Annotated in this window: 14 protein-coding genes; 8 read left to right on the forward strand and 6 right to left on the reverse strand. The window is 71.0% G+C overall.

What is annotated here, in order from left to right; translation table 11 throughout:
- Positions 1–500: 500 nt before the first annotated feature.
- Together PSH25_RS05915 and PSH25_RS05920 are read right to left on the reverse strand one after the other, a co-directional pair.
- Positions 501–1679, reverse strand: a complete 1179-nt coding sequence (locus tag PSH25_RS05915; RefSeq protein WP_238658041.1) for a glutathione-independent formaldehyde dehydrogenase — start codon at positions 1677–1679, stop codon at positions 501–503.
- 189 nt (positions 1680–1868) lie between these two features.
- On the reverse strand, positions 1869–2585 hold the full coding sequence (locus tag PSH25_RS05920; RefSeq protein WP_238658042.1) for an SDR family NAD(P)-dependent oxidoreductase: 717 nt from the start codon (positions 2583–2585) through the stop codon (positions 1869–1871).
- 68 nt (positions 2586–2653) lie between these two features.
- Here PSH25_RS05920 and PSH25_RS05925 point away from each other — a divergent pair, with 68 nt between their 5' ends.
- The 3 genes from PSH25_RS05925 to PSH25_RS05935 all read left to right on the forward strand — a co-directional run bounded on the left by PSH25_RS05925 (position 2654) and on the right by PSH25_RS05935 (position 6527).
- Positions 2654–3274: a TetR family transcriptional regulator C-terminal domain-containing protein gene (locus PSH25_RS05925; protein ID WP_238658043.1), complete on the forward strand. Its 621-nt coding sequence runs from the start codon at positions 2654–2656 to the stop codon at positions 3272–3274.
- Positions 3275–3385: 111 nt separating this feature from the next.
- Complete coding sequence (locus PSH25_RS05930; RefSeq protein ID WP_238658044.1) at positions 3386–5071, forward strand: ABC transporter ATP-binding protein/permease; 1686 nt, start codon at positions 3386–3388, stop codon at positions 5069–5071.
- Positions 5061–6527 (forward strand): aminotransferase class V-fold PLP-dependent enzyme, encoded by a 1467-nt coding sequence (locus PSH25_RS05935; protein ID WP_238658045.1) that lies wholly within the window; start codon positions 5061–5063, stop codon positions 6525–6527. Before PSH25_RS05930 ends, PSH25_RS05935 begins: the two co-directional genes overlap by 11 nt.
- Before the next feature lie 18 nt (positions 6528–6545).
- On the opposite strand, the gene PSH25_RS05940 is transcribed toward PSH25_RS05935, so the two are convergent.
- Complete coding sequence (locus tag PSH25_RS05940) at positions 6546–6944, reverse strand: hypothetical protein (protein WP_238658046.1); 399 nt, start codon at positions 6942–6944, stop codon at positions 6546–6548.
- Positions 6945–7322: 378 nt separating this feature from the next.
- Between PSH25_RS05940 and PSH25_RS05945 the strand changes: the two genes are divergently transcribed.
- On the forward strand, positions 7323–8582 hold the full coding sequence (locus PSH25_RS05945; RefSeq protein WP_238658047.1) for a glycoside hydrolase family 16 protein: 1260 nt from the start codon (positions 7323–7325) through the stop codon (positions 8580–8582).
- Positions 8583–8741: 159 nt separating this feature from the next.
- Positions 8742–9764: a DUF4331 family protein gene (locus tag PSH25_RS05950; RefSeq protein WP_238658048.1), complete on the forward strand. Its 1023-nt coding sequence runs from the start codon at positions 8742–8744 to the stop codon at positions 9762–9764.
- Between the two features lie 8 nt (positions 9765–9772).
- Here PSH25_RS05950 and PSH25_RS05955 read toward each other — a convergent pair whose 3' ends face one another.
- Positions 9773–10726 (reverse strand): GNAT family N-acetyltransferase, encoded by a 954-nt coding sequence (locus PSH25_RS05955; RefSeq protein ID WP_238658049.1) that lies wholly within the window; start codon positions 10724–10726, stop codon positions 9773–9775.
- 166 nt (positions 10727–10892) lie between these two features.
- Between PSH25_RS05955 and PSH25_RS05960 the strand changes: the two genes are divergently transcribed.
- Both PSH25_RS05960 and PSH25_RS05965 read left to right on the forward strand, forming a co-directional pair.
- Positions 10893–11438 carry a hypothetical protein gene (locus tag PSH25_RS05960; protein WP_238658050.1) on the forward strand — a complete coding sequence of 182 codons (546 nt, stop codon included), beginning with the start codon at positions 10893–10895 and terminating at the stop codon, positions 11436–11438.
- Positions 11439–11454: 16 nt separating this feature from the next.
- Positions 11455–12438: a COG1361 family protein gene (locus PSH25_RS05965; protein ID WP_238658051.1), complete on the forward strand. Its 984-nt coding sequence runs from the start codon at positions 11455–11457 to the stop codon at positions 12436–12438.
- Positions 12439–12708: 270 nt separating this feature from the next.
- On the opposite strand, the gene PSH25_RS05970 is transcribed toward PSH25_RS05965, so the two are convergent.
- Together PSH25_RS05970 and PSH25_RS05975 are read right to left on the reverse strand one after the other, a co-directional pair.
- A complete protein-coding gene (locus tag PSH25_RS05970; protein ID WP_238643562.1) occupies positions 12709–12939 on the reverse strand; it encodes a DUF2188 domain-containing protein in 231 nt (76 codons plus the stop codon).
- A 74-nt stretch (positions 12940–13013) separates the two neighbouring features.
- Positions 13014–13673, reverse strand: a complete 660-nt coding sequence (locus tag PSH25_RS05975) for a M23 family metallopeptidase (protein ID WP_238658052.1) — start codon at positions 13671–13673, stop codon at positions 13014–13016.
- Between the two features lie 121 nt (positions 13674–13794).
- On the opposite strand from PSH25_RS05975, the gene PSH25_RS05980 reads away from it, so the two are divergent.
- The coding region (locus tag PSH25_RS05980; protein ID WP_238658053.1) for a PEP/pyruvate-binding domain-containing protein at positions 13795–15896 on the forward strand (2102 nt) is incomplete at its 3' end.

A 15896-nucleotide genomic window follows, 5' to 3' on the forward strand; every position in this document is an offset into this window, starting at 1 on the left:
CGGAGGGCCATCCGCAAGGCGAGGGACTGTTGAAAAAGTAACAATCCGGCAATATAGATGTGGCACAGTGTTCGCCTGCCACAGCGGCCACCGCAGCCCCTCCCGGCATCTCCGCCCGGCCGCAGCACCAGCGCCGACCTGCGACAACGTGCCGATCGACCCCCGCCGCTACCCGCAGCTTTCCCACCAGGCAAGACGCGGCGGGGAGGGTGCGGCCGGCGGCGCGGCGCACACACCGGCCCATCGAACGACGGTGATCGGGCACCGACCCAGCGCCGCACGGGAGCCGCCGCCTCGAAGCTCGGGCCGCTGATGTGACCCACGCCTCTGCCGGTCGGACGCATCGACCGTCGCCAGCGTGCAGCGGCGGGCACCGGAGGGCAGGTCAGTGCCTCCCCGTCCCTTACGCGCAGTTCGTGACGGCACGCCGCGACGGACAGGCCGGTCGGCGGAGGGTGCAGCACCGCCTTGATCACGGCGAACCGCGACGGGCAGGCCGGTCAGCTCGGGTGCAGCACCGCCTTGATCACGCCGTGCTCCCGGCGGTCGAAGTGGCGATACAGCTCGGGGGCGTCGGCGAGGGTGCCGTGGTGGGTGACGATCATGCTGGGCCGCGCTCGCCCCGCGACGACCAGGTCCCGCAGCAGGACGGTGTAGCGACGGTCGTGGGTGCGACCGAACCGGACCGCGACCCCCTTGCTGAACAGCGCCCCCCACGGCGCGACGAGATTCTCGTGGCCGTCCGCGCCGGGACCCGGGTGGGGGTCGCGGTCCGGGAACACGCCGGCGACCGCGATCGCGCCAGCGGCGTTGACCAGCCGGGCCGCGTCGGCGATGACCTGGTTCGGACGCTCCCGGTCGGGGTGCTCCCGGTCCCGGGCCTGAAACCCGACCGCGTCGATGACCTTGTCGACCCCGCCCAGTTTCTCCTCGCCGAGCGGCAGCCCGGTCCGGGCCCGGTCGGCGCGGATCTGCTCGACCGGGTCGCCCCGGCGGAAGTCGATCGGCACCGCGCCGATCTCGCCGGCCTTGTCGAGTCGGGCGTCGACACCGTCGACGGAGTAGACCACCCGAGCACCGCGCAACAGCGCCGAGTAGGCGCCGAGCAGACCGACGGTGCCGGCGCCGAACACCGCCACGGTGTCACCGGGCTCGACCTCGGCGAGGGTGGCCGCGGCGTGCCACCCGGTGACGAACGCGTCGGCGAGCAGCACGAAGTCGTCCTCGTACGCGTCCCCCGGCTCACCGGGCAGGGGTACGCAGTTGGCGTCGGCCCACGGCACCCGCAGCAGGTCAGCCTGCGCACCCCGGTACGGACCCATCCCCGCGTATCCGTACGCGGCGCCCGGCCCTTCGGCCCGGGCCCGCAGACAGGCCGCCGAGAGCCCGCGCGCACACATCACGCACGTTCCGCAGAACAGGTGCGTGGGGATCACCACCCGCGTGCCCGGCCGGACGGTCTGCACGGCGGCCCCCACCTCCTGCACCACACCCAGCGGTTCGTGACCGAGCACCAGGCCGGGCTCGGCGCTGGTTCGGCCGTCGTACATATGCAGGTCGGTGCCGCACAGGGCGGTGGAGGTGATCCGCACGAGCGCGTCGGTCTCCGCCTCCAGTGTCGCGTCGGGCACCTCCCGCACCGCGACCGTCCGGACGTCCGTGTAGACGACGGCTCTCATCCCGGCTCTCCTGTTCGGCAATGGAACGGCCGGTCTTCCCCCGACTGGGCCGTTCATGCCTACCCGCGGCGACCGGTGCTCCACCGGCGCGCGAGGAGGTGGCCACACTGCTCACCTACCCCCCGCGCGGGGTGTCGCACCGGTCGCCGCCGGACCGGGTCCGCACCACCGGTGCGGACGGCCCGCGGGTCAGTGACCGGCGTTCTGGCCCCCGTCGACGTGCAGGATCTCGCCGGTGACGAACGGAGCCGACTCGAGGTAGAGCACGGCGTCGACCACATCGCTGATCTCGCCCATCCGGCCGACCGGGTGCAGGCCCGCGAGCGTCTCGTGCGTCTCGACCGGGTGCATCGGGGTCTTGATGATGCCCGGCGCGACGGCGTTGACCCGGACACCGCGACCCGCGTACTCGATGGCCAGCGACTTGGTCGCCGAGCTGAGGCCGCCCTTGGTCAGGGAGGCGAGCACCGACGGGACGTTCGAGTTGGGCTGGTCGACGAAGCTGGTCGTGATGCTGACGACGTGACCAGCCCCGCTGGCCAGCAGGTGCGGCATGGCGCGCTGGGTGAGGTGGAAGAACCCTGCGAGGTTGATGTTGGTGACCAGGTCGAACTCCTCGTCGGTGTAGTCGGTGAACGGCTTGGCGACGAAGACGCCGGCGTTGTTCACCAGGGTGTCGATCCGCCCGAAGCGGTCCAACGCGGCACGCACCACCCGCTCGGCGGTGTCGGCCTCGGCGATGTCGCCCCGGACCGTGACGATCTCCGGGTCGTCGGACGCGCCGATCGAGCGTGAGGTCGCCACGACGCCGTACCCGAGCTTGCGGTAGGCGTCCACGAGGTCGGCGCCGATGCCCTGGGAGGCACCGGTGATCACGACGACCTTCTGTCCCTGACTGCTGTTCATGAGGAAATCACCTTTACTAGACGACTGGTCTACTAAAAGCTAGCCGACCGGTCGTGTATCGTCGAGGCATGGGTCGGACCAGTGACGCGAAGAACAAGATCCTCGACGCCGCCGCCACGCTGATCGAGCAGCGTGGCTACACCGCGCTCGGCGTGGCCGAGATCTGCGCGGCGGCGGGCGTGCCGAAGGGCAGCTTCTACTACTTCTTCGAGTCCAAGCAGGCGCTCGCCCGCACCGTCATCGACGAGCACTGGGTCACCCAGCGCCGCCAGTGGGAGCAGTTGCTCGGCAGCGAGCGCGACCCGCTCCAGCGGCTCCGGGACCTGTTCGAGGCCACCGAGGAGGTCCAGCGGGTCGGCCAGCATAAAGCCGGCGTGGTCGCGGGCTGCCTGTTCGGCAACCTCGCCCTCGAACTCAGCAACCAGGCCGAGGAGATCCGCGGTCGGCTCCAGGAGATCTTCGAGGAGCAGATCAGTCTCATCGAGCAGGTCGTCGTCGAGGCGAAGGAGCGCGGCCTGGCGGGCCCGACGGTCGACAGCCGGGAGGCCGCCCGATCGATCGTCGCCCAGATCGAGGGGCGGGTCCTGCTCGCGAAGTTGCTCAACGACCCGACCCAGCTCGAGACGCTGTGGCGCAACTGCCTGGACCTCCTCCAGGTGCCGGCACAGGCGCGCACCACCACCGGCTGAACGGACGACGGTCGCTGACCGTCCACTGCGGGCAGACTGCGCGGTCGCTCAGTAGCATCGGCGAGGCACGATATTCAGGCGGACCACTCCCGACCGGATCGAGCACTCGACATGACGACCGAGCAGACCACGTCTCCCCCGCGTACCGGCGTCGGCATCGCCGCTCAGGGACTGGGCCAGAGCGTCCGGGGCGGTCGCCGGATCCTGGCCGACATCTCGCTGAGCGTCGCGCCGGGCGAGCTGGTCGCGATCATCGGTGCCAGCGGCGCCGGTAAGACCACCCTGCTGGAGCTCCTCGCCGGGGTACAGCAACCGGCGGCGGGCACCGTGACGTACGACGGCGCCGCAGCGGCCGGCACCATCGGCGTCGTTCCGCAGGACGACATCATCCACCGCGAGCTGCCCCTGGCCCGCACCCTGCGGTACGCCGCCCGACTGCGCCTGCCCTCCGCGACCGGGCCGGCCGAGATCGGTGACCGGGTCGCCGAGGTGCTCGCCGAGCTGCGACTCACCGACGGGGCCGCCACGCCGGTCGGCCTGCTCAGCGGCGGTGAACGCAAACGCGCCAGCATCGCCGTCGAGCTGCTCACCCGACCCGGCGTGTTCTTCCTGGACGAGCCCACCTCCGGGTTGGACCCGGCGATCGCCGTGGAGCTGCTCCGGGTGCTCCGCGCGCTCGCCGACACGGGCGCCACCGTCGTGCTGACCACCCACCAGGTCACCGACGTGGACCACTGCGACCGGGTCGTCGTGCTGACCCGTCAGGGCCGTCTGGCGTTCACCGGCACCCCGGCCGCCGCCCGGGAGTTCTTCGGCCTGCGGTCCCTCGTCGAGGTGCACCTCCGGCTCGACGAGGCGACCCAACCCGGTGAGTGGCCCGATCGCTTCGCCGAACAGCGAGCGGCCGAGCAGCCGTCTCGTACCACCGGGGACGGTGACGTCGCCGCGACGCCGCCCCGGCGCGTCGGGCGGCTGCGCCAGTGGGCGGTCCTCACCGCGCGCAACGCGGAGATCGTCGTCCGCAACCGGCTGACCCTGGCGATCCTGCTCGGCTCGCCGCTGATGGTGCTCGGCATGTTCGCGCTGCTGTTCCGCCCGGGGGCGTTCGAGCCGACCAGCCCCAGCCCGACGGTGACCGTGATGATCCTGTTCTGGATCGCGTTCGGCGGCTTCTTCTTCGGGCTGACCTACGGGCTCCTCCAGATCTGCACCGAGCTGCCGATCCTGCGCCGGGAGCGGCTGGCCGGTGTCCGGCTGCTCCCGTACCTGTTGGCGAAGGTCGCGGTGCTGCTGCCGCTGCTGGCCCTGGTGGACCTGGCCCTGCTCGGGGTGCTGCGCGGCATGGACCGGCTGCCGCCGGTCGGCGGCGCCGACTTCGCCGCCCTGTACGCGACCCTGCTGCTCTCCTCGGCGGCGGCGCTCGCCCTCGGTCTGCTCTGCTCGGCGGCCGTGTCCGACGCGGCCCAGGCGACGCTCATGCTGCCGATGCTCTGTTTCCCACAGGTGCTGTTCGTCGGCGCGATCCTGCCGGTGCCGGCCATGGCGGTCGGCGGGCAGTGGCTCAGCTACGCGATGTCGAACCGGTGGGCGTTCGAGGGATTGGGGCACACCGCCGGGGTGGAGCGGCTCTGGCGCGACGGCGGCTCCCCGCTCGGCCCTCCGCTGCTGGCCACGTACGGCGACAGCTTCTCCCGGCCGCTGTGGGTCGACTGGCTGGTGCTCGGCGGTTTCGTGCTGCTCTTCCTGGGCGCGGCCTGGGTGGTCCTGCTCCGACGGGATCCCCGTCGTGCGCCCTGACCCGACGCCGTACGCCTCGCCCACGGCGCTGCCCGGGTACGCCGCCACCGGCCGGATCGACGAGCTGCGCGCCACCGAGTACCGACACCTGGACACCGACGGGCAGGTGTACCTCGACTACGCCGGCGCCGGGGTGGCGGCCCGGGCCCAGGTTCGCGCCCACCACGACCGGCTGCTCGCCGGCCTGTACAGCAACCCCCACTCGGAGAACCCCACCAGTGTGGCGGCGGGCTCGCTGGTGGAGTCGGCGCGACGAGCGGTGCTCGCCTTCTTCCACGCCGACCCGGCCGAGTACGCGGTCGTCTTCACTCCGAACGCCAGCGGCGCGTGTCGGCTGGTCGGCGAGGCGTACGACTTCGGCCGGGCCGCGCCGCTGGTGCTCACCTGGGACAACCACAACTCGGTCAACGGCATCCGCGAGTACGCCCGGTCGGCCCGCGCGTCCGTGCGCTACGTGCCGCTCAGCGGGCCGGAGCTGCGGGTCGCCGAGTCGGATCTGGTCGACGCGCTCGACGCGGGCCGGGGCAGCCTGGCCCGGCGGTGGGGTCGGCCCGGTCGCCGTGGGCTGTTCGCCTTTCCGGCGCAGAGCAACTTCTCCGGGGTGCAGCACCCGCTGGGCTGGGTGGAGCTGGCCCACCAGCGGGGCTACGACGTGCTGCTCGACGCTGCCGCCTTCGCGTCGACGAACCGGCTGGACCTCAGCGTCGTCCGGCCGGATTTCGTCTGCCTGAGCTGGTACAAGCTCTTCGGCTACCCCACCGGGGTCGGCGCGCTGCTGGCCCGCCGTACGGCGCTGGCCCGGCTGCGCCGCCCGTGGTTCGCCGGCGGTACGATCCGCGCGGTCAGCGTGCAGGGCGACTGGCACCGGTCGATGGACGACGAGTCGGCGTTCGAGGACGGCACGCTGAACTTCCTGAGCATCCCGGACGTGGAGTTCGGGTTGCGCTGGCTCGACTCGATCGGCGTGGACCTCGTCCACGCCCGGGTCGGCCTGCTCACCGAGTGGCTGCTGGAGCGGCTGGCCACCCTGCGGCACGACACCGGCGGGCCGCTGGTCCAGGTGTACGGGCCGACCACGGGTGCGGGGCGCGGTGGGACGGTGACGTTCAACCTCCGCCAGCCGGACGGCACGCCTGTCGACGAGCGGCTCGTCGCACGGGAGGCGGCCGAGGCGGGCTTCTCCCTGCGTACCGGCTGTTTCTGCAACCCGGGCGCGGGCGAGGGCGCGTTCGGCATCAGCCGGAGGTCGACCCGGCAGCGGCTGTTGGCCGGGGTCGACACGATCGACCAGTACCTCACCGCGCTGCGTCTGCCGACGGGCGGCGCGGTCCGGGTCTCGTTCGGACTGGCCTCGACGGCGACCGACGCGGAGCGTTTCGTCGACTTCGCCCAGTCGACCTACCTCAACCGGCAGGTCGGTGCCGAGTCACCGCTGCCACCTCGGCTGCGGTGCTGACCTGGCCTACCGCGTCGGTTAGCTGACCTGGGCCACCGGCGCCGGGCGGTGCTTGATCTCCTCCATGAACGGGAACCGGGCGGTCAGCTCGGCGAAGGTCAGGCCGGCCCGCCAGGCTGCGGCCACCTGGGCGACCTGCACCAGGTCCATGACGTCACCGCGCGCGAGAACCTCGCCCGAGACGCGAAGGTCGATCATGAAGTATCGGGCCTGCGATCCCAGCCCGATGCAGACCACGCCCTCGTCGGAGTGCAGCTCGGCGCAGGTGAACCGGGCCCGCCCCTGCTCCGGCGCGGTCACCCGGCCGACATCGAGCCCGTGCCGGGCAGCGGTTTCGATGAGCGCGGGGGCCAGACCACCCCGCTCGACCAGATCCGGGTAGAGGCGCACACCCAGCGCCGTCGACGCCTCGCTCATGACTGACTCCCACTTCCTTGTGACAGAGACCAGCAGCGCGCAGGTTACGAGAACGTTTCCGGCACGCCTCGTCATCCTGTCCCGCGTGGACGCCCCACGGCAATAGGAAGGGTCGATTCGACCGCTATCGAGTAACCCTCGGCCGGCGCCGAACTCCTTCGACAAGTCGGCGCCGTCCATCTCGGAGACATCGATGAGTCTCACGGTGACGACCGGGGCCCGCGCTGCACGCTCACTGGTCAGCATCGGGCGGTAACGGACGGTCGTGATATTGGAAACACTCTTGACAGAAAGTCATGATATCGACATGCTTCGCTTTAGAGAGCGCTCTCTATCCCCGTAAACCGCCTCCACCACCCCCAAGCTGAGGAGCCTCCCGTGTTCACAGCCCGGCCCAGCCTCCGCTTCCGCCCCCTCGTACTCCTGGCGGTCGCCCTCGTCGCGACCGCGACGGCGCTCGTCGTCCCGGCGTATCCCGACCGGGCCGAGGCCGCCATCGGCCCCATCAGCTGGCAGGACGAGTTCAACTCCCCCGCCGGCACGCCCGTCGACCAGAGCAAGTGGCGGTTCGACATCGGCGGCAGCGGCTGGGGCAACAACGAGCGGCAGTACTACACGAACAGCACCAGCAACGCCGTCCACGACGGCCAGGGCAACCTGGTCATCACCGCCCGCCGGGACAACCCCGCCAACTACCAGTGCCACTACGGGCGCTGCGAGTACACGTCGGCGCGGTTGCTGACGGCGGCCACCTTCACCCAGACGTACGGGCGATTCGAGGCCCGGATCAAGATCCCGCGTGGCCAGGGCATCTGGCCGGCCTTCTGGATGCTCGGCACCGGCGGCGGCTGGCCCGACGCCGGCGAGATCGACGTCATGGAGAACATCGGGCGGGAGCCCAACACCGTCTACGGCACCGTGCACGGGCCCGGCTACTCCGGTGGCGGCGGCATCACGGGCAGCCGCACCCTCGGCGCGCCGCTGGCCGACACCTTCCACACCTTCCGGGTGGACTGGGAGCCGAACGTCATCACGTGGTACGTCGACGGGGTGCAGTACCACCGGGTCGATCCCGCTCGGCTCGGCGGCAACCGCTGGGTGTTCGACCACCCCTTCTTCATGATCCTCAACGTGGCGGTCGGCGGTAACTGGCCCGGCTACCCGGACGGCTCGACCCAGTTCCCGCAGCAGATGCTCGTCGACTACGTCCGGGTGTCCAGCTACACCTCGGGGGGTGGGGGCGAACCGACTCCCGGCACCAACCGGATCAGGGGCGCGCAGAGCGGTCGCTGCATCGACATCCCCGGCGCCAACCCGGTCGAGGGCGCCAAACTCCAGATCTGGGACTGCAACACCACGGCGGCCCAGAGTTGGACCTTCGCCTCCGACGGAACCATCCGCGCGATGGGCAAGTGCATGGACCCGGCCTGGGCCGGCACCGCCAACGGCACCGAGGTCAACCTGGTCAGTTGCAACGGCAACACCGCGCAACGCTTCACCCTCAACGCCGCCGGCGACCTGGTCAACCTCAACGCCAACAAGTGCGTGGACGTACGGGACGCCAACCCCAACAACGGCGGCAAGCTGCACCTGTGGGACTGCCTCGGCGCCGCCAACCAGAAGTGGTCTCGCATCTGACGACACCGGCACGAAGGAGTGGGCCGTCCGAGGACAACTCTGGCGGCCCACCGCCGTGTTCGCCTGCGCAGGCCGGATTGGTTCGATGGGCGGAGAGGTCGGGCTTACGACCACTATGTTCGGATTAGTCCAAAATCCGGCAGTTCCGGGAGTGAGCTCATGTCGCACCACCTCGATACCCCGCTGGCCGCCCAGGGCGGACAGTTGTACATCGACGACCTGTACGTCTTCAACGGTGACCGGGCCACGGTGTTCGTGATGGACGTCAACAGCTCGGTGACCAAGGCCGACATCAAGCGCGGTTTCCACGCCGAGGCGCGCTACGAGATCAAGATTCATATCAATGGCACCGAGGTGGAGGACCTCACCTACCGGTTCGCCTTCGGCGAGCCGGACGGCGACGCCCGGCAGGCCCTCCAGTTGTACGAGCTCACCGGAGCCGACGCCCGCGACGACGCCGCGATGGGCACCCCGATCGCCGAGGGGCGCACCGGCGAGGTGACCACCGGCGGCAACGTCCGGATCTGGGCCGGCCGGATCACCGACCCCTTCTTCGTCGACCTCGACGAACTCGCCACCATCAACGGCGCGGTCAAGAACGGTTCGCGGGTGGACCGCTCGGCGTGGCGGGTCGACCAGGCCAAGAACAGCTTCGCCGGCACCACCGTCGAGTCGATCGTCCTTGAGGTCTCCCACGACGAGCCACTGCTGCGCGACGGCACCGAGATCGGCGTGTGGTGTCGCACCATGCTGGCCACCGACGCCGGCGGTTGGCGCCAGATCAACCGCGCCGGCCACCCGATGATGTGGCCGATCTTCTGGCCCCACGACACCGACTTCTCGGACCCCGCCAACTTCCGGCACCCCAGCAACGACCTCACCGAAGGCGGCGAGGAGATCGCGAACGCGGTCGCCGGGGTGGTCAAGGCGAACGGCACCGCGCCGGACCCACAGGCGTACGGCTGGAGCGTCGCCCGGCAGCTCTACCCCGACCTGCTGTCCTACAAGGTCGGCACGGCGGCGAACTTCGGCTTCGCGGTCCGCAACGGGCGCAGCCTGGCGGACAACGCACCCGAGGTGATGTTCTCCCTGGTCCTCAACACCGGCACCACGGCCGGTCTCACCTCGGAGGTCACCAAGGCCGCCCGAGCCGCCTCGTTCCCGTACGTGGTCCCGGCCTGACGGGCCACCTACGCGTCGCGACGGAGCAGACTCCAGTAGCCCACGCTCGGCCGCATGCCGAAGGCCCGGTTTGCCCGCAGGATCGGCTCGTTGCCGTCGTCGTTGTGGGTGGTCACCGCCGACGCACCCGAGCGGCACGCCTGATCGAGGGCGGCGGCCTTCAGAGCCGTCGCCACGCCCCGACCGCGCCGGTCCACGGTCACGCCGGTGTAGACGGTGTACCAGTCACCGCTGCCCGCCTGCGGGGTGACCACAGTCAAACCCCACAACGGCGTGCCGGGGGCATCGAGCGACTCGGCCACCAGCACGGTCGCCTCGTCCGGAATGACCTGACGGGCGTGCGCGAGGTCGACCTGCTGGCCCTCGGCACCCGGCACTGGCAGGCCCGGCAGCGTACGACCGATGCACTCGACGATCGCGGCTTCCTCGGCCTTCAGGTCGGCGACGCGGACCCGCACGCCGGCGGCATCGGCGGTGCGGGTCGCCCGCTCGGCGAGTTCGTCGCCGCGCCCGAGGAGGTCGAACCGCCAGCCGACGCTGTGGCGCGTGACCACCAGGCCGTACCGCTGCGCGAAGCGCCGACCACCGTCGAGGTCATCGCGGACCGCGCTGGTCACCACGTGCGCGGGGCCGAGGTGATGCTCCGCCCAGCCGGCCAGGTCCGCCGCCAGGGCGGTGCCGACACCGCGCCCACGATCGGCTTCCGCGACGGCAACCAGCGCGGAGACCGTACCCGGAAACGCCGGCTCAGCGGCGAGCTTGCCGACGCCGACGACCACTCCTGAGCGCTCGGCCACGACGGCATGGTGCATCTCGCCGGGTTCCGCAGCGGTCAACTGGGCGAGTAGCCGGTGCCGCTTGTCATCGCCCGCCGCGAGCACCAACAGCTCGATGGCGGCGGCGATGTCGGCCGGACGCAAGGTGCGGATCGTGGCGTCCCCCAGGGCTGGCTGCGCAGTCACGTCCTCGGACGCTACCGGGGGCGAAGGTTTCTCCAGCAATGATCTTCCCCACCTCGCGCTGGTCGACGGGCGGCCTCCCAACGATCGTGCCGTTCGTCCCGAATGGGGTTTTCGTCCTAGATATGCTCGGTCGAGACATCTGGGCGATTTCAGACAAGGAGACTCGATGCGTAGAAAGATTCTCGCGGGCTTGGCCGGTATCGCCGCCGTCGTCGCGCTCGCCGGGCCGGCTGCCGCGGACACGACAGGCGACACGGTCGTGACCCTCACCGTCGACGCCGCCGGTGGCCTGTCGATCACCGTGCCGGCGACCGCGAACATCGGGAACGGCGTGGAGGGCACGACCATCTCCGGTCAGCTCGGCCCGGTCACCGTGCTGGACCAGCGCGGGGCGCTCACCCCCAACTGGACCGCCACCGTCATCTCCACCGACTTCGTCACCGGCGGTGGCTCCTCCGGGGAGACGATCCCGAACATCAACGTCCTGTACTGGTCGGGTCCCCCGACGGCGACCGCCGGCGGCGGCACCTTCACGCCGGGTCAGCCGACCGCCGCCCAACAGGTGATCATCAACGTTCCCCGCGCGGCGATGACCCACACCGGCGGCACCGGCAACAACTTCGCCACCTGGAACCCCACCCTGGTGGTGAACGTGCCCGTCGGCACCGTCCAGGGTGTCTACACGGGGACGGTGACACATTCGGTGTTCTGAGCCGCTCGGCCGGCTGGTGCTGCTGGCCTCGGTCGCCCTCGTGGCGCTCGGGGTTTCGGCGGCACCAGCCGTTGCCGTGCGGGAGCAGCGACAGGAGTCGGCCGAGGAAGCCGCGATCAGCATCCGCATGCTGGACATCCCGGCCAGCCGGGTGCAGGACCCTCGCGCCCAGGTCTACATCGTGGATCACCTGGAGCCCGGGACGACGATCAACCGCCGGGTCGAGGTGCGGAACACCTCCGCCGAGACGCAGAAGGTCGAGTTCTACTCGGGCGCCGCGTCGGTGGAGAACAACGCCTTCACCGTGCCCGAGGGGCGTACGGGCAACGAACTCAGCGGGTGGATCCGGCTGAAGACCGCCACGATGGAGTTGGACCCGGGCGAGCGACGACCGGTCGATGTCGAGGTCGCCGTGCCGAGGAAGGCGTCGAAGGGCGAGCGGTACGCCGCGATCTGGGCGCAGGTCACCAGCGCCAAGGAACGCAGCGGCAACGTCACCCAGATCCACCGGGTGGGCATCCGGGTCTACCTCGACGTCGGCCCGGGCGGTGAGCCGCCGACCGACTTCCGGATCGAGGGGCTGGCCGCCGAGCCCGGCACCGGCGAGTTCCCCGTGGTCACCGCGAAGGTCACCAACACCGGCGAACGCGCACTGGACATGACCGGCACGCTGTCGCTGAGGAAGGCGGCGGTCCAGGCCGGGCCGTTCAAGGTGACCAACGGCGTGACGATCCTGCCCGGCCAGACCGGTCAGGTTCGGGTCGAGGTCAACCAGGCGCTGCCCGCGGGGACCTGGGACGTACACGCGAAGCTCGCCAGCGGCACCGTGGAGCGCACCGCGACCGGGAAGATCGTCCTGCCCGTCGCGGCGCCGATGACTGTCTCGACGTCCAGCGGGCCGAGTCGGCTGGTCTACACGGTGGGCGGCATCGCCCTGCTGGTGCTGGTCACCCTCGCCGGCTGGTATCTCGTCCGCCGGCAACGGACCCAGCTGGCCTGACGTCCCCAGCCGCAGAGACTGCCCGGCCGTTCCCCCGGAACGGCCGGGCAGCAACGTCCAACCGAGTCGATCTTGAAGTTGTGGTGCCCGGATTGGGTGCAACCAGAATGATTTGTCGCCCACCACAACTCCATGATCGGCGGGGCGGGGTGGGCAGGATCTAGATGGCGGAATGGGTCACGACCGCCACGTAGTCGCAGCTGAGCGCCTAAAAGCGGACCGACCCCCTCGGTCACGCCGAGGGGGTCGGTCCGCTGAGGCTGGAGGCGCTCAGCCCTCGATGTCCCGCGGGTCACGGCTGCGGGGGTAGGTGTTCTTCTCCCCAATCGTGCCGTCCTGCTTCTTGATCACGTGTTCGACGCCGCGGTCGGCCGCCATCTCACGGCCCTGGGCCTGCGCGTCGGCCTTCACGTCATGCGTGCTGCTGGCCCGCTCGTGGCCCTCCGGCTTGTTCTTCCACTGCCCGTCCTCGTGGTAGGTCTCGACGTCACCCTTGGCCATGGCCGGCTCCCTCCCTGCGTCTGAACTGTCCCCCGAATCAGTGCCCCCGAGCAGTGCCGGGCAAACTGCGGTCCTCAGGAGACGGCCGGGCAGTTGTTGCTCACCCGCCGGAGGATCTGTTCGCGTTCGTCGGTGGTGATGCCCGACGGCGTACCGTCGAAGTAGGTCTCGACCTTCTCCCAGCCGCGACGCTGCTCGTAGTGCAGGTGCGGCGCGCCGGAGTTGCCGGTGCTGCCGAGCCGCCCGATCTGGTCACCCTGGGCGACCTTCTGACCGACAGTGACCAGTGGCGGTTCGAGCATGTGCAGGTACTGCGTCTCCCACTTGCCGCCGTGGTCGATCTTCACCCAGTAGCCGCCGCCCCGCCCCCGTGGACCATCCGGGTTCTCCGGGGTGCGGCCGCCCAGCGAACCGTTGATGCCGGCCACGGTGACCGTGCCGGCGTACGACGCGAGCACCGGCCGTCCCCACGTCTCGCCCTCGGTCGGGAAGAAGTCGACGTCGTAGTCGTCGTGACCGGGGTAGGTGCTGAGCTGCCACGTCTCGCCGCAGGTCACCGGCATCTGGAAGAGCGGACGAGGCCCCGCCGGTCGCAGCAGCGGCACCACGACCACCGCGATGCCCAGGACGGCCGCCACCGCGACGAGCGCCAGGGCAACGCGGATGACTCGGCGTCGAGGGCGGCGGTGGGAACGGGCTCTGGTCGGGCGGCCGGTCGTCACCGGCCCGAGCATGGCAGATCCCGGCAACACCCCGGCCCCGAGGTCGCACCCCGCAACGGTGACATTGCAGTCGCATCGTGAAGGAGGTACGGTCATATCCAATGCAGTTGTATTGCAAAGAGAGTGGGTTGCCATGCACGTGATCGCGTTGTCCGAGGTGACCGCCGCCATGACCGCCCTGGTCGGCGGCAAGGCGGCCGGGCTGGGCGAGCTGATCCGGCACGGCGAGCAGGTCCCCGACGGTTTCTGCGTCACCACCGAGGCGCACCGGCTCGGCGTCATCCCCACGGCCGACGTCGTCGCCGCGTACGAGCGGCTCGGCGCGGGCCCGGTGGCGGTCCGCTCCAGCGCCACGGCCGAGGACCTGCCGGACGCGAGCTTCGCCGGCCAGCAGGACAGCGTCCTCAACGTCACCGGCACCGCTGAGCTGATCGCCGCCATCGAGAAGTGCTGGGCTTCCCTGCACAGCGACCGCGCGACCGCGTACCGGGACGCCCGCCAGATCGACCACCGGGCGGTGCGGATGGCCGTCGTCGTGCAGCGCATGGTCCAACCCACGGTCGCGGGGGTGCTGTTCACCGCGAACCCGCTGACCGGGCGCCGCGACGAGATGGCCGTCGACGCCGCTCCGGGCCTCGGCACGACAGTGGTGGACGGCGCGACGGCCGTCGACCACTACGTCCTCGACGACAGCACGCGCGACGAGTCCGGCTGCCTGACCGCAGGCCAGCTGGCCCGGCTACGCGCCACCGGCGAGCGGTTGCAGGCCCACTTCGGCTGCCCACAGGACGTCGAGTGGGCGATCGACGCGGAGGACGTGCTGTGGCTCCTCCAGTCCCGGCCGATCACCAGCCTGTTCCCCGCCCCACCGCCGAGCGGCAAGCCGCTCCCCCGGGTCTACCTGGAGTTCGGGCACGTCCAGGGCATGCTGCAACCGGTCACCCCGATGGGCATGTCGACCCTGCGGACGCAGATCGCCGCGATGCTCGCCGCGCTCGGGGTGCGGGTCGAGATCGTCGACATCGGCGGTCGCCTCTACGGCGACCTGACCGACCTCGCGCGCGACCGGTCGTCCCGCAAGCGACTGGTGAAGCTCCTGGCGGTCGACTTCGGGCCACGCGCCCAGGCGGTGATGCAGCACGTGCTGGCGGATCCCCGGTTCGCCCCGACCAGCGGCGTCGCCCGGCGCGGCGGGGCATCGGGGGCCGCGTCGCTGCGGACGGCCGGCCGCGCGGTGGTGGGGATCCTGCGGGCGCTGGCCCGTCCCGAGGCCGCCCGGATCCGGATGGCCGAGGCGGTCGAGCAGCTGAGAGTACGCTCAGCCGCCCCCGCCGACCTGCGTACCGCCGCCGACCGGCTGCGTTTCGTGCAGGCCAAGGACGCCGACGCCGACGACAGCGCCGACGCGATCATGTGGCCGATCGTCGCCGGGATGCTCGCCGCCGCGCTGCCGACCGCCCTGCTCAAGGGTGTCGCCGGCCCGGACGAGATCCACACCGTGCTGGGCGGCATGCCGCACAACGTCACCATCGAGATGGACCTGGCCCTGTGGCGGCTCGCCCAGGGGGTGGGCGACCAGCGTCAGCTTCTCCTCGACACCCCACCGACCGAGTTGGCCGCGCGCTACCTGCGCGGCACGCTGCCCGACATCGGCATGACGGCCTTCCTGGACGCCTACGGTCACCGGGGCGTCGCCGAAGTCGACCTCGGGGTGCCGCGCTGGGCGGAGGACCCCACGCCGGTCTTCGCCGCGGTCGCCAACTACCTGCGGGTCACCGATCCGCAGCAGGGCCCCGACCAGCGCTTCCAGCGGGCCGCGTCGGCGGCGGAGACAGCGCTGCGCGAGCTGGTCGCCCGAGCGCGCCGTCGGCGGCCGGTGCGGGGCAGGGTCGCCGGTTTCCTGTTGGGCCGGGCGCGGTCGTTGGCCGGCCTGCGCGAGGCCGGCAAGTTCGCCGGGTTGTACCCGCTGCGGGAGACGCGCCGTCAGCTGTTGCTCATCGGCGCCGACCTGCACGGCTCCGGGTTGCTGGACCAGCCCGACGACATCATGTTCCTGACCCTCGACGAGGTGCACAGCGTCGTACACCAGGGTGTTGATCTGCGCGACACCGTCACCTCCCGGCGGGCGGTGCACCGCCGGGAGCTGCGGCGCCCGACGGTGCCGGTGGCGCTGCTCTCCGACGGCACGGATGTCGAGGCCGTCCTGCCGGCGGCGCCGGCCGGCGACGGGACGCT

Origin of the sequence: Micromonospora foliorum (assembly GCF_022229015.1) — a bacterium.
GTDB classification, from domain to species: Bacteria; Actinomycetota; Actinomycetes; order Mycobacteriales; family Micromonosporaceae; genus Micromonospora; species Micromonospora foliorum.

Bases quoted from the DNA above. Each gene is read 5' to 3' on its own strand.
- PSH25_RS05920 (WP_238658042.1), bottom strand. From the start codon at position 2,585: ATGAACAGCAGTCAGGGACAGAAGGTCGTCGTGATCACCGGTGCCTCC.
- PSH25_RS05915 (WP_238658041.1), bottom strand. From the start codon at position 1,679: ATGAGAGCCGTCGTCTACACGGACGTCCGGACGGTCGCGGTGCGGGAG.
- PSH25_RS05940 (WP_238658046.1), bottom strand. From the start codon at position 6,944: ATGAGCGAGGCGTCGACGGCGCTGGGTGTGCGCCTCTACCCGGATCTG.
- PSH25_RS05925 (WP_238658043.1), top strand. From the start codon at position 2,654: ATGGGTCGGACCAGTGACGCGAAGAACAAGATCCTCGACGCCGCCGCC.
- PSH25_RS05970 (WP_238643562.1), bottom strand. From the start codon at position 12,939: ATGGCCAAGGGTGACGTCGAGACCTACCACGAGGACGGGCAGTGGAAG.
- PSH25_RS05960 (WP_238658050.1), top strand. From the start codon at position 10,893: ATGCGTAGAAAGATTCTCGCGGGCTTGGCCGGTATCGCCGCCGTCGTC.
- PSH25_RS05975 (WP_238658052.1), bottom strand. From the start codon at position 13,673: ATGCTCGGGCCGGTGACGACCGGCCGCCCGACCAGAGCCCGTTCCCAC.
- PSH25_RS05950 (WP_238658048.1), top strand. From the start codon at position 8,742: ATGTCGCACCACCTCGATACCCCGCTGGCCGCCCAGGGCGGACAGTTG.
- PSH25_RS05930 (WP_238658044.1), top strand. From the start codon at position 3,386: ATGACGACCGAGCAGACCACGTCTCCCCCGCGTACCGGCGTCGGCATC.